This window comes from Dactylosporangium sp. NPDC050688 (assembly GCF_040654515.1).
Taxonomy (GTDB): domain Bacteria; phylum Actinomycetota; class Actinomycetes; order Mycobacteriales; family Micromonosporaceae; genus Dactylosporangium.
Map to the genome: position 1 here is coordinate 52,584 of NZ_JBFAIC010000024.1, position 13,628 is coordinate 66,211.

Consider the following 13,628-nt stretch of genomic DNA (forward strand, 5'->3'; position numbering starts at 1 on the left):
GACATCGAGGCCGCGCGGATGCTGCTCGCCCGGCTCGGAGTGTCACCTGCGGAACTTGTGCAGGCGGCGCCGGAGCGGCGCGAGGTGCCGACCTTCAGGGAGTACCTGCCGGTGGTCCGCGCCGCGGTGACCGCCGGAACGCTGCGGGCGTATAAGACCTACTGGAATCGCATCGAGCAGCAGTGGGGTGAGCGCCGGATGGACGACGTGAAGGCGTCCGACATCAGCGCCCTAGTTGAGTACGTCAAGGCGAACCGTGTCATCCGGCGTAACGCGCGTTCCGGCCGAGGGTCGGCGGAGAACCTCATCGCGGCGATGCGCTGTATCTACAACCATGCCATCAACGACGGGTACATCACCAAGGACGAGAACCCAGCGTCGAAGGTGGCGAAACCTCGTCGGCTGCCCACCACACGGGGTGCTGTGGCCGACGTCCGGCTTGCCGAACTGAACGAGGCCGCAGCCTCCAGCGGCAACGATCCGGACCTGGACGCTCTGGTGCTGCGGCTGCACACGGAGACGGCCTGCCGGCGCGGCGGCGCCCTGGCGTTGCGGCCGATCGACCTGGATGAGGAACAATGCCTGGTCCGGCTCCGCGAGAAGGGCGAGACGGAACGGTGGCAGCCGGTCTCACCCACCCTCATGCACTACCTGCTGCAGCACGCCCGTGAACGCGGTGCGGTCGGAGACCAGCAGCTGCTGCGGTACCACAACGGGAAACCGGTCACCCGCCGCCGCTACGACCACCTCTTCACGAGGCTGGGCCGGATGCTGCCATGGGTGGCGACGCAGCAGATCAGCGCCCACTGGCTGCGACACACGACCCTGACCTGGGTCGAGCGGAACTTCGGCTACGCCATCGCCCAGGCCTACGCCGGTCACGCAGACGGCAGCAGCGACGCCGGCACCACCGTCCGGTACGTGCGAGCAAAGCTCAGCGAGGTCGCCGCAGCACTTGCGGCGCTGACTGGTGAACCGCACCCAATGCAGTAGGAGCAAGCGCGGGTATGGCCGTGGGTCGCACGGTCATACCCCAGCGGTGCGTGATCCCACACCCGGTGACACCTCGCCACCAGAGCATGGACGGCGGCAGCATGAAGTGCCCGTGACGTGCAGGACGTGAGGATCACGCCGGCCCTGGGAGACATGACTGCGATGACTGGAGCACTTACCTCGGACAGTGACGTCCAGCAACCCCGACTTGGTCGTGGGCTGCCCATGCCGGCAATTCCAGCGTCGCGTATGACGCAGATCCCGTACTGCTCGATCACGACGATCGACGACTCAGGGCGCCTCGCCGACCGCTCCCCGGTCCGCCTGATGGGCTGGAAACCCGGCCATCGGCTCGACATCACGGTTCACGCCGGCGTTGGCCGGGTCCGGGCCTCGAACGACGGTCGGCTGACCGTGGCGACGCGTGGTTATGTTCGCATCCCCGCTGTCGTTCGGCGCCTACTTGGGACCGCTGTCGGCGATCGGGTGCTAGTCATGCTTCAGCCCGAGCAGGAACTTCTGCTCGTGTATGCGATGGCGACCGTGACCAGCATGCTGATGCCGCCCGAAGCGCCCGACGACGTGGCTCGCACCTCGTGACCGGTGGTGTCGCACCGCCAAGCGGACTCGACCTGGAGACCGTTCGCATCCTGCTGGCTCGGCTGGGCATCTCCGCCGAGGATCTGCTCGCCGGGGTCGCACCGAAGGTCGTACCAACGTTCGACGAGTACATCGACAAGGTCGAGAGCGCTGTGCCGGCTGGCACACGTCGGGCTTACCTCAGCTACTGGCGACGGATCAGGGCGCACTGGGGGCAGCGCCGACTTGACGAACCGACCGCATCGGAGATCAAGCAAATTGCCGAATCCACACGAACAGCCGCAATCGTCCGCAGCAACTCCCGGTCCGGCCGCAGCGCGGCTGAACACATGATCGCGGCCCTCCGGTGCCTCTACCGCCACGCGATCGACGACGGCCTGCTGCCGGAGTCGGCGAACCCAGCTCTCCGCGTGCCGAAACCTCGACGACTCGAGAGCACCCGTCGAGCTCTCACCGACGCGCAGCTGGCGCAGATCACAGGCGTCGTCTGCACCACAGGTAACGACTCCGAACTCGACACGCTCCTGTTGCGGCTGCACATCGAGACGGCCTGCCGCCGCGGCGGGGCCATCGCGCTCCGACCCGTCGACCTCGATGTCGAACAGGGCCTGATCCGGCTCCGCGAAAAAGGTGAGACAGTCCGCTGGCAACCCGTCTCGCCAACGCTCATGCAGCACCTGATCGAGCACAACCGGCAACGCGGCGGCGGCCAGAACGAGCAACTGTTGCGATATCGCAACGGCCGGCCGATCAGTCGGAGGCGATACGACTACATCTGGCAACGCGTCGGCCAGCATCTCCCATGGGTCGCAGCGCAAGGCGTTAGCACGCATTGGCTCAGACACACGACGTTGACCTGGGTCGAGCGCAATCTGGGGTACGCCATCGCACGCGCATTCGCTGGCCACACCGGCCGCAACGATGCCGGCACGACATCCACCTACGTCAAGGCCGACATCCATGAAGTCGCCACCGCGACCGCTGCACTAACGGGCGAGCCGCATCCGCTCTCGAACGCAGGGAGTTGAGGGGGCCAGCGCGTCCGCCCTCAATACCGTGAGGTCTACGTTGTCGCGGGCCCCGGCCGTCTCGATGTCAAGGGCCTAGATCGTGTGCGTGTTCGACTCGTCCTCATGCTGGAGCTTTTCCGCGCCTGAATGAAGGAACTCAATCCACAGATTGCCTCGGCGGGCGATCGGATAGCTGGTCTTACGGTCAGCCTTGTTATAGATCGCGTTGTCCGCGTAGGTCAGCCATTGATCGATTCGAGCAGCCTCGGTCGGAGCGCTCGCTCCCTCGCACAACATGATCACGAACGGTTGGAATGCGATCGCCCAGAACGGGATGGCCTTTGGTCCGCGCTGACCCGATCTGTCGACGGTCACAGCCGCAACGGCATCGGTAAAGTAGGCCAACGTTCCTGTGGATGCGAGCGTGACATGCACGCTGTGCTTGGCGGGGCGCGGGTACCGACACCGCCAACCTTGATGTGGCATCCGGGCCTGGTCGTGACCGAAGCCGGCGCCGCGCCAGAGGCCGGCCCTGAAGCGAGGCGGTATGCAATCCGTCCTCCGGACGGCGAGCGTTTTCTCGCCTGGTCACCCGACCCGTTTCAAGGAGCGGAAGGTCAGATTCCTGCCGTCACGGCCTCATGGGACCTGAAGGACATCAACGAGGAAGCGTTTCCATACTGACCGTGGGCAGCGAGGGCATCGTCTCTCTCGCCATCTGACGGATGTGGGCGCTGGGGTCCGCCTGCAGCTGCGCGGCCAACTGGTCCCTTAGCGCGGCATCGACCTGGCCGATCCGGCCGAGCGCGTTCGCCAACTGTCTGCGTACCCCTAGGGCGGTGTCGGTGGCCAGGTCGGCGCCGAGGTCGCGGTCCACCGGATTCCGCGACCATAGGACGGCCGCCATCTGTCGTGCTGCTGGACTCTCGTGTTGGGCGAGGACGCGGATCGCGTCAATGCTGCCAGGATCGGTGTTGATGAAGTGGCGCAAGCCCTGGACGCCGTCCCGTTCGGCCAGACGCTTGAGCGCCTGGGTGTGGACCTGTCGGTATTGGTCCTGTGTGACCGCCAACTGTCCTGCCGCCATGAACACCGCAGGTTCAAGCGAACCGCGGTAGATGCGCAGGTCCAGATCGTCGTGTGCCAGACCGCCGACCAGGAGCCACGCCTTACCGAAGACCTCCTGCCGTTTGACCTTGTCGAGGGACGGAGCAAGGTGCATCACCGCGATCATGGCTGCCGCACGGTGCTCTTCTCCGGTGAAGCCGTCCGCGGCGATCTCAACGAGTTTGTCCGCGAGTCTGTTCCGGTCACCGACGGATAGGGCGTGCCCGAAGTAGCCGCTCGCTTCATGCGTCGTCCTACCGGAATGGTCCGTCGTGACGCGAGGGCCGACAGGAGTCCGGTAGACCTCCTCGGCGGTGCGGATCGCCTGCTCATCCACGGCCGGGTGAGACACCTGCATCCGCGCCAGAAGTTCAATGGCGCCAGGCCGAACGGCCTCTTCGGGGTCGCACGCCTGGGACTCCAGGGCATTTCGCAGCCGGTGCAGGGCGGGCCCCGCTTCCCACGCAAACGCCGCGGCGTCAGGTCCCGGCATGTCCCGAATGGCCGCGGTGAGCGCCTGCAACGGCGCGGGATGCTCGGGGTTCGCCCGCAACATCCTCGCGATGGTTCTGATCGCTCCGTGCATCGCTGCCTGGGATACCTGACGGTTGAGGTACGGGGTGAGCGCATCCGTCACCTCGGCGACGGTGTCGTCTCGGAGCATGAACGCCAGGCCTGCCAGGGTATCGATGGCGGTCTCGCGAATGTCGTTGTCGGTCCACCCTGAGGCCGGCGCGGCTTCAAGCCGGGTGAGTATCCACGGCACATAGGAGCTGGACTTCTCTACGGGGATCAGGTCGGCGACGATGCTGAACGCTGCCAGCGCTGCCCTGATTGCCCACGGGGCGAGCGGCGGGTCATCCAGGCAGCCCGCCGCTTCGGCGCCGAGCTTCCTGGCCGCCGCTACTGCAGTCTCGACCTCGCCGGCTGCAACGGCGTGTCGCAGCGCAGCAGCGAAGTCGGAGGTGGCTGAGTGAAGGTCGGCCAAGTCGCTGTGCGCATCCCGCTCGCCCGCCAGGTCGCCGCGCACCCAGGACTCGAGAAGCTGCCGACGAAGGGCACGGCGAACTGGAGCGATCCCCGGGCGGAAACGGCGCGTCGGATGCTGAAATGCTCGCAACTGGTGAAGGACGTCGGTCTCGGTTCCGGAGCCCACGAACAGGGCCCGACCTTCGCCGGCAACGGATTGCGCTCGCTGCCCGTACTCGATTACCTCGAAACTGAGTCCGGTTCGGAAACTGCCGTGTAGCCCTCGTAACGCCCAGAGGTAGTCCTGCACGTCTTCCCTGAGCTCGGCGAGGCCTGCCGCCTTGACTGCCTCAAGCCATTGAGCATTGGCTTCATTCGGTTTGCAAAGCCACATCAGCCGCCGCGCATACCGTGCGTGCACCACCCCGCCCAATCGGGGGGCGATGGTTCCAGACCGCGCTTCGGTCAAGAGGTCGTCGTACTGGCCCGTCACATCGGCTACTGCAAGGCGGAGCCGCACATGGTTCTCTGCCTCCGCGGCGTCGGCCGCGGGAAGGAAGTGCGGCAGGGCGTGGTGCGCCATCCGCACGACTCGTTCCAGCACCATCGTGTCGGCGTCGATGAGCGCGAGCTCCGCCAGCCGTCGTAGTGCGCCGAGTGCCGGTCCGGTTGTGCCCCCATCGGACATGACGAGCCGCTCGGTGGCGTCGGCAGCCGCTGACAACGCCTCGCCCGGACCGTCAAGGGCGGTGTCGAGGGCCAGCAAGGCGATGGATCGCTGAACTCTCGGATCGGTGACCATCCACGCCGGGGACGGGACAGCTGATACGCCAGCGGCGGAATGAGCGACAGGTGCCGGGAGCTGCCCTGCCGTCAGGACCGACCGGGCCGACAACATTGCGTCGAGGTCTGGGGACGATCGGGCAGCATGGCCACCGTCGATATGGTCCTCCAGCGACGTGAGGGTCTCCTCGTAAACGGCCTCCACATCGCCGACCGCGAGCAGGATCGAATGTGCCTCCGTCAGGTATTGCGCCGCGTGCGGTGTGAACCCTTTCGCGGCCAGTTCCTCCGCGACACCCCTCAGCGTGGCAGCGGCTTCTCGGGGGCTCGTGTCCTTCAACCTATTGGCGGCATTGATGCGTTGCGTCAGGTACAGGCTCTCCACCGGCCCTTGGAGGAAAGCGGCTGTGTCCTGAGCTGCGATGAGCGTCGGAGCCTGAGCGTGAGCGCCGTACACGGCTGCGACAACGTGTTGATCGAACCATCGCAGAGTGAGATCTCGGTGCTGAATCAGGTCGCTGGTAAATTTCCGTCGGTCTCGCAGCAAGATCGTCCGGTCGGGGTAGGCGGCGCGGAGAATCGCGAGCTCCTTGTCCACGGCGACATCGTTGACGTCACCCGCCCAGCACAGCTCGAAGTGCTGGGCGTCGAACGGCGGCTCCTTCTGGGCGAAGTAGTCTCGAACGGCTTTGCGTAGCTTGGCGGCCGTGAGTCTTTCGTTACGGCATCGCATCTGGTACACAGCGCGGGTGCCGTCGCGGCGAATGCCGTACACGTCGATCCCGCTCTGGGTGTCCCCCGAACCGCCGTAGATCCGAGCGTCGCGGAGGCCATCGAGCCGTTCGACGGCCTCAAGCCCGAATCCCTCAAACCTGGGCCCCCCGAGGTCCAACAACGGCAGATATTTGTCGTGGACGCCCACGAGTGGCGGCGGATAGGGGGTCCGCGGGCCAAGGATCTGTTCGCGAGCGATCTGACGCCCGGGAGCACCTGGGACGGCGTCGCTACGGGGTGCGGTCACCTGGACACTCTAGGGTCGCACAGAGCTGATCCGTCCCAGGCCACCGAAATTCAGCGGAGCGCTGTGGCGTGAATCCGCCGCAGGCGGCGACCGTCGAGATCGTCGATTGGCGCGGCGGGATCGTCCTGATATGGCTGTGGTGACCTCGACAGTGGAAGCTGCACATGCCTTGGCCTGGGCGAGTGACGCATGATCACCTAGTTCATCGGCCGTCTGGCGTCTCGACGAGGACCTGACGGCGATCGGGCAACTCGAACTCCCCATCCACTCGACGCGTTCGGGGCCGCGCGGCTCAAGGACCGCAGCGTCACCGCTGGTTCGTCTTACTCCGGCTACGCGTTGGGTGCGGATCCGGCCTCGGGGTCGACATGATCCTGCAGGACGCCGAGGAGCAAGTGGGGCAGCGTGAACGGGACAGCCGGGTTCCGGGTGTATGCCGCTGGGTCGACGTGGCGGGTGACGATTAGCGGCACCGTGCGCCACGCGACGTCGGCGGTGACCCCGCACTCATGAGCGACGGCGCGGGCGTGCTGCTGGATCTGTTCGCATTTTGCCAAGAGTTTGGCGATGATCCCGCCGTTTCGGCCGTGCGTGAACTTCCGTACATGGTTGCGTACCTTCGCGATGCTGTACGGGGTGACGAGGTCCTTGACTTCGCAGACCCAGAGTCGGGCGTTGACGGGGTCGGCGATGAGCAGGTCGATCTCCCCGATAGGGGCGAGGATTCCGGCTCTGGCCTGTTCGCCCATGTCGAACTGGAACCGGTGGGCGAGGCCGAGGTCTGTGACGATGTCGCGGACCATCGTCTCCAGCTCGCGGTTGTGGCCTTGCCGGTGCTCGGTCATCGCGTTGATGACGCCTGGCGGGAGCGCTGACGCGGGCTGCGGCAGCCTGGCCGCCTCAATGTAGCGACTGTGCAGCTGGTGGGCGGCGTAGAGCACCCACGGCATAATCAGGACTTGTCCGTCGATGCTCGGCAGTGGACGTGTCGGCAGCCGGTGGGACCGCTGTTCCACGTTCAGGAACCGCCGCTCCCCGTCTTGCTCGACGGCGCCGGCGTCGAGCTGCAGCAGGACCAGGGCTGCCCGGATCTGGGCTTCCGGCAGGTTGGACCAGTCGGCGGCTTCGCGGACCAGGTCGTCCGGATGGATCATGACAATGCCGTCATCGTCCGGCGGCCAGTCGGTGGCCGTGCTAAGCACGGCGTCGAGGCCGTCCAGGCCGGTGCCCCAGCCGCTGCTCAGCAACGTGTCGACCTTCAGCAAGGTCGGCGGCGCGATTGTTGCCAGCGGGTGGAAGGGCAGGCGTTCGCGTTGGTGAGCGGCGAGCGGTAGCCGGGCGCCCGCTCGGGCGGCGTCGGCGGTTACGTCGCTGATGGTCCATGGATGCTGGGCCGCGGCTGCGATGAGGTGATCGAGTTGGGCTCGGTGGTAGGCGGCGAGGTCAATATCGAGCGGCGGGTCGCCGGCGCCACGTTCGTCGATGGCCATGGGCGTGCGTTGGACGGTGAAGACGCCGCCGTTGTCGATGTCGAGCTGCAGTCCGTGGATGTCGCGTTGGAAGCCGTAGTCGGTTGTCGCGGTGTGCACGAGGAGGTTGGCGAGCGCGGCGAGTTCACCGAGTTCGAGCGCGTCGACGATGCGGTTTCCCGCAGGCGGGTTAGCCAATACCGCCTCGAGCAGCGTCCGCAGGGCGCTGACGTTGACGGCCCGGTCGTTGTCGCGGGCGGCATCGTGCCAGTTGTCTGCCCAGGGTCCGGCGAGCGCGTGCGTGATCTGGTGGTCGCGCCGCAGGTGGGTGGCGTAGGCGGCGTTGAGCCGGACTGCGACGCTTCGCAGCAGGGACGGGCCACATGCGGCGATCCGCTCGTGCATGACTTCCTCGATGGTGGGCAGGAGTGTGTTCCGGCAGACGGCGTGGGCGTCCGCGTCGGTGTAGGTGCCGGGTACGGCGCGGTGGAGGACGCGGTCGGCGACGGCGCGCAGTGCCCGTGCCTGGATCGCTGGCGTGCGCGGCAGCGTGTCGACCGGAGCGGTTGCCGGGCGGCCGTCTGCGACGGTGTGCAGCGTCATCAGCGGGCCGACCTGTTGCCATGCATCCTGGAAGGCGGCCGCTGGTGTCCCCGGGGGCTCGGCGCGGCCCGCGCGAACGCGGCGGACGAGTTCGTGCAGCGCCACGCCGATCACGTCGTGGCCGGTCAGGGGGTCGGTGGCAAACAGCTCAAGCACATCAGGTCCGATGATGAGGTCCAGCACGGCATGCTCCGGCGAGCATGCGGCCCGCAGCCCATGTCCGCGATCCGAGTCGGGGACTCGTTCCTCCGTCAGCTGCAGTGAGATCACGACGGGTGCGTCGGGCAGGCGGAAGTGCGCGGCGGTCTCAGGCTGGCGGGTGATGCTGGAGCGGACGCCGTCGGCAAAGCTAAAAAACGTGTCGGCGTCGAGGTGCATCGTCGCGGCATCGCTGCCGTCGATGAGGATGATCACTGCCGGGTCGGTGTTGACGAGAGCGATCGTCCCGTTCGGTGTGGTGAACAGGTTCGCGGTGCCGTCGGCGTCGATGGAGGCGAAGGGCCAGTCGCGATGTTCTGGAATGCCGGTTGCGGCCAGGACCGCGTCGATTGGCTCCCACCCGGCCGCTTGAGCCCAGGTGGTGTCGTAGTCGGCCGCTCGAATCAGCAGGACCGTTTCGTCTTCGGCTCCGGCGGCGTCGGTGGTCCCGCTGCCGTTCTGGCCAGGCGGGGGTCCGATGCGTCCCCAGTCTCGCCAGGCTGTCCATACGTCGAGGATGTCCTGGAACACGACGAGGTCATGGCCGGTGTGCTCGCCGAGGTCCTGCAGGAAGTATTCGACGGTGGCCCAGTCGCCGCCGGCGGCGTCGACGAGTTCGACCAGCTCCTCGATGTGCAGGAGGATGACATCGCGCACGTGGTGCAGCGTGAGGGACAGCGGCCCGCCGTACACGATGACCTTGGCTGAATGATCGACACTCGCGGCCGAGGCCGCCTGCGCGGAGTCGAGTCCAAGGACGTGCCAACCATCGGGGTCGGCGGCCCGCTGGGCCAGGACGTCAATGGCCGCTTTAAAGGCGGCGGCGAAGGTGTCGGGGTGCAGGGCGGTCACGACGGTTGCCACCGTTCGCTGCCCGACGATGACCGGCGGGGAGCTCAGGTCGAGCTCTTGCGCTGCGGACCGGTTGGTCACGCGTCTGTTGAACACGGCGTACGCGTGGGCGTAGGTCAGGGCTTGCAGGCGGGCAGCGTCGGCCGCACCGATCTCGGGCCGGCGGAGCAGCATGTCCGCCGCCGCGTTCAAGGCGTCGAGGGCCAGGCTGGCCGGGACGGGAAGTACCGCGTCGGCCGTGCGCAGGCGCAGTATGGGTCCCAGCAGCGGCAGACCTGGCGTGTCGGCGAGGGCGACGTGATCGGCGTCTTGGGTGAACCAGTCCAAGACCCGGGCGGCGCGCTCAGGCTCGCTGCAACGGGCAGCGAGCCAACGCGGGTCACCATGCTCGGCTGCGGACCGCATGACGGCGTCGACCTCGGCCGCAGACACCACCGGGCCGTCGCCGGCGTCGTCGGCCGAGGTGTCTTCGACACGGTCGCCGCTTGACGGTGTCGTCCATGCCTCGGCCAGCCGGGTGATGATGCTGTCGCCGTGTGCGAGTGCGACTTCGATGACGTCGGTGAGCGTGAACCCGGCTGTGTGGAGCAGGGTGTCGTCGACGGCTCGTGCGGTGGTGGCGAGCCGGCGGAGCAGCATCAGCGGGTAGAGGTGGTCACCGGGATGCAGCCGCCACCGGCGGCCGGCGATGGTGAACCCGACGGGGTGCCGCGGGTCGTTCGACTTGCCCGGCGGCAGCACGGGGTGCCGTCCGACCTCCACCGCAACGCTCACCAGGTCGTTGAGGTCCGCGTTGGAAGCCGACCAAGCGCCGGTCGGCGGCACGGAAACCGCCCGGGTCCACAGCAGCGTCAGGTGGTATTGCCATGGTCGCGTCCACGGAGCGTCGATCGCGGCGGCGAGCAGCGGAATCACTGAGGCCGCCGTGAAGTTTCCGAGCGCGGCATCGACCGCCGCCCAGTCGCTGGGTGCGAGTACCCCGAATCGGTCGACCCCGTCATCGCTCTCGCCGTCAAGCATGAGCACCATGGTCTCGCAGGGTGGCACCTGTTCCGAGCCATTATCGGCGTGGATGGTGGCTGACGTCACGAAAGGCAGTTGGGATGCCGTGCCGGCGTTTGCTTCACTGAGTGCCGCCCGTTCGCATGCGGTGAGAAGGACGTGATGAGCGGCTCCGATCCAGATCTGCCTCTCCGCCGGTCGCCGAGGCGGCTGCGCAGGTTCCGGTACGCCCACCTGAAGCGGGGTCGCTCAAGGCAGTGGTGCTCGGACCGCCGACCGTGCGTGATCGACTCGAACAAATTCGTGCGGCTTACTCCGGGTGCCGGTCGAGTTGGGCCTCACGCTCCATGACCTTCTGCTCGGCAGCCTCGGCCAGCGGCCCGAACCGCTCGATCAGCAGGTTCAACGTTTTCAGCGAGAGGAGATCAGTAAGGTCGGCCGGTTCGCTTCTGCCGCCGAGAAAGAATGCCCAGGTAATCTGGCCCAGGCTCGCCAGCGCGAGCGTCCCCGGATCACTGAATCCGACGTTAGTCGGGCCAGGGAGACTCACCAGGCCGCCATCGAACTCAACCAAATTAAGTGACAGGCCTGCAGCACCAGCATGAACCTCGCCGCACATCAACCGATAGTCGGTCCGTAGGTGAGTCATGTCCGCGAAGCGATGCAGCTCGTGGAAGGTCGGCGCCTTTCCACTCGCCGTCAGAGGCGCCGCCCAGCCGTTGTCCTTGGCGAAGGTGTCCCCGTACTTCGCGATCAACGCTTGCCGTGCCACCTGGACCGCAGCGAACTCCGTGGACAGAGCCGGATCCACGGTGGGCCCTGCGTCTTCGACCAGCTCCTTCAGGTAGCGAAACGCGTGAATCACTTCCTGGTCAAGGTACCGTCGAGCGAGGTCGTTCGTGGCCGGTGCCCGGCCATACTCGCCGATCACGTAAGCGGTTATCGCAATCTCGTGCAGCGTCCGAGCTCGGGCGAACGCCCCCAGGGGAAAGCCGCCCGTCAGAAGCCGGTGGATTTCGAAGGAGATCCGGCGCGCCCTTGCGTGCAGGCCGGCCAGAACCTCGAAGACTTCGTCCCCACGTCGGACGGCGTCCTCCTCGTTCTCGAATAGATATCTGTCGCCGGCTTCGGCCACGCAGTACGCAGCCACGAAGAAGGCGTCAAACGCCGTCCCCCAATCGGCCTCCAGCCGCGACTCGAACTCCCGGCGGATGGCTCTCTCTTGTTCGAGGAGCGTGTCCTGCTTCGCAAGCAGACTCGCCAACACGCGACCAGCACCGTTGTCAGCTTCCCCGATGATCGCCCCAGCGACGTCCGCGACGGCCTTCTCCCGAGGGACGCCCTGGTCGATCAGCTGCTGTGCGACCTCCTCGGCCTTTCGGTAAACGGTCTCGCTGAAATCGCTGTGACCCATCGCCAGCCGCCCTTCGCTCAACTGTCAAGGATGGCCTAACGACCAAATCGGTCAACCCTGTTTTACTCGGCGCCGACGCGGTCTGGGCGACGAGCACCTGCGCGCGGACAACCTCCAGATCTCGAAGGGTCCGGACTCGATACGCGACCTCGTTGGCGGTCCGGCGGTCGCGCACTCGCCTGCACGACTCATCGACGTGGTTTAACCGGCGGTACGGCAATAGCAGCGGCGCCGAGCTGTTAGACCAGGACTTGGTCGCCGTCTGGCCGGGTAGGCCGGACGGCTCGGGGCGTCACCGCCACTGCGCGCTGCACGTCGGACGGTGCACGGTCACGTGCGCTCGGCCTGCAACTCGTCACAGCGCGGCTGTCGCCACTCATGGTCGCAATCCTCGATTTGTGGTGTGCCATCGACGTCGTCGGTCGTCCGGGGAAGTTGTCATACCCGGCGCGTAGGGTCGAGGGCGCATAGATCGCAGCATGATCTCGCCGGGGAGGGCGTCTCGTGCACCATGTTCTTGCGGCTGTCCGCGACTGCGTTCTCGATACCCGTCAACTGGCTTCGACGGGACTCTCGCGATGACAGCGCCGCTGATCGGGGAGATTCTGCTCGCCGACGATCGCGCTGCGCGGGCAGCCGACGAGCAGGATCTCACTGTCCTGCGGGATGAGTGGCTGCTCGAGTACGGCTCGGCCAACACCCGGTCCGCGTATCGCCTGGACATCAATCACTGGCTGCAGTTCCTGGCCAGTAGCGCCGTCGATCCGCTGCATGGTGTGCAGCGCAAGCACACGCTCGGGTGGTTGCGCGCTCAGGAATTGCAGGGCGCGGCGAAGGCGACGCGCGCACGTCGGCTGGCGGCGGTCATCGCGTTCTACGACTGGCTCACCATGATGGGGCACTTCGCGCTGGCGAACCCGGCCGCAGTGGAGCGCAGGCGGCGCCCGCACGTCGATCGCCGCAGCGAGTCGACGTTCGCGTTGTCACGTGAGCAGACCGTGAAGCTGCTCGCCGCAGCGGATGGTGATCATGAGCGGCAGTCGGCGCGGACCGCGGCGATCGTGTGGCTGCTGGTGTTCACCGGGATCAGGGTTAGTGAACTGGTCTCCGCCGACGTCGAAGGGCTGGGCACCCATGACGGCCACCGGGTGCTGCGTTTCGTGGCCAAGGGCGACGTCGATGCGATGGTTGTGATCCCTGATCCGGTGTGGCGTCGGTTGGAGCGGTACCTGCAGCAGCGCCCGGACGTGACGATCACACGGCTGCCGGCGCGGGTCGGGCAGGCCGGCGCGCGTCGCCGGCGGCCGTTGTTCGTCACCGCGTCCGGAGGCCGGCTCGACCGTGGAGCGGTGGCCCGCATGCTGTGCCGGCTCGGGCAACTGATCGGCGTCGCGGCGTGGCTCGGGCCGCACGTGCTGCGGGCCACCTGCGTGACGCTCGCTCGTGCGGCGGGCGTTGCGCTGGAGGACATCCAAGACCAGCTCGGCCATGCCGACGGCCGAGCGGTACGCCGGTATGACCACGGTGGTGTCCGCCTCGATCGGGCCCCCGCCTACGCCTTGGTGCGTTACCTCGAGGTCGCTTAGCACTGTCTGCTCTCCGGTCCG

8 protein-coding genes are annotated in these 13,628 nt (G+C 66.9%); 4 read left to right on the forward strand and 4 right to left on the reverse strand.

Features of this window, described 5'->3' with window-relative positions; all coding sequences use genetic code 11:
* The first annotated feature begins 18 nt into the window (after positions 1-18).
* The 3 genes from AB0H83_RS23240 to AB0H83_RS23250 all read left to right on the forward strand — a co-directional run bounded on the left by AB0H83_RS23240 (position 19) and on the right by AB0H83_RS23250 (position 2,621).
* Positions 19-993 carry a site-specific integrase gene (locus tag AB0H83_RS23240; protein WP_360097510.1) on the forward strand — a complete coding sequence of 325 codons (975 nt, stop codon included), beginning with the start codon at positions 19-21 and terminating at the stop codon, positions 991-993.
* Between the two features lie 249 nt (positions 994-1,242).
* Positions 1,243-1,593 carry an AbrB/MazE/SpoVT family DNA-binding domain-containing protein gene (locus AB0H83_RS23245; RefSeq protein WP_360097513.1) on the forward strand — a complete coding sequence of 117 codons (351 nt, stop codon included), beginning with the start codon at positions 1,243-1,245 and terminating at the stop codon, positions 1,591-1,593.
* Positions 1,590-2,621 carry a tyrosine-type recombinase/integrase gene (locus tag AB0H83_RS23250; RefSeq protein WP_360097516.1) on the forward strand — a complete coding sequence of 344 codons (1,032 nt, stop codon included), beginning with the start codon at positions 1,590-1,592 and terminating at the stop codon, positions 2,619-2,621. Before AB0H83_RS23245 ends, AB0H83_RS23250 begins: the two co-directional genes overlap by 4 nt.
* Positions 2,622-2,696: 75 nt before the next feature.
* On the opposite strand, the gene AB0H83_RS23255 is transcribed toward AB0H83_RS23250, so the two are convergent.
* From AB0H83_RS23255 to AB0H83_RS23270, 4 genes are all read right to left on the reverse strand, one after another.
* Complete coding sequence (locus AB0H83_RS23255) at positions 2,697-3,038, reverse strand: hypothetical protein (protein WP_360097519.1); 342 nt, start codon at positions 3,036-3,038, stop codon at positions 2,697-2,699.
* Positions 3,039-3,261: 223 nt separating this feature from the next.
* Entirely contained in the window at positions 3,262-6,384 is a 3,123-nt protein-coding gene (locus AB0H83_RS23260; protein ID WP_360097522.1) for a hypothetical protein, read from the reverse strand.
* A gap of 431 nt (positions 6,385-6,815) precedes the next feature.
* The gene (locus tag AB0H83_RS23265) at positions 6,816-10,625 is read right to left on the reverse strand and encodes a hypothetical protein (protein ID WP_360097525.1); all 3,810 of its coding nucleotides are present in this window, start codon (positions 10,623-10,625) and stop codon (positions 6,816-6,818) included.
* 292 nt (positions 10,626-10,917) lie between these two features.
* A complete protein-coding gene (locus tag AB0H83_RS23270) occupies positions 10,918-12,042 on the reverse strand; it encodes a DUF5677 domain-containing protein (protein ID WP_360097528.1) in 1,125 nt (374 codons plus the stop codon).
* Between the two features lie 557 nt (positions 12,043-12,599).
* Here AB0H83_RS23270 and AB0H83_RS23275 point away from each other — a divergent pair.
* Positions 12,600-13,607 (forward strand): tyrosine-type recombinase/integrase, encoded by a 1,008-nt coding sequence (locus AB0H83_RS23275; protein WP_360097531.1) that lies wholly within the window; start codon positions 12,600-12,602, stop codon positions 13,605-13,607.
* Positions 13,608-13,628: the final 21 nt, after the last annotated feature.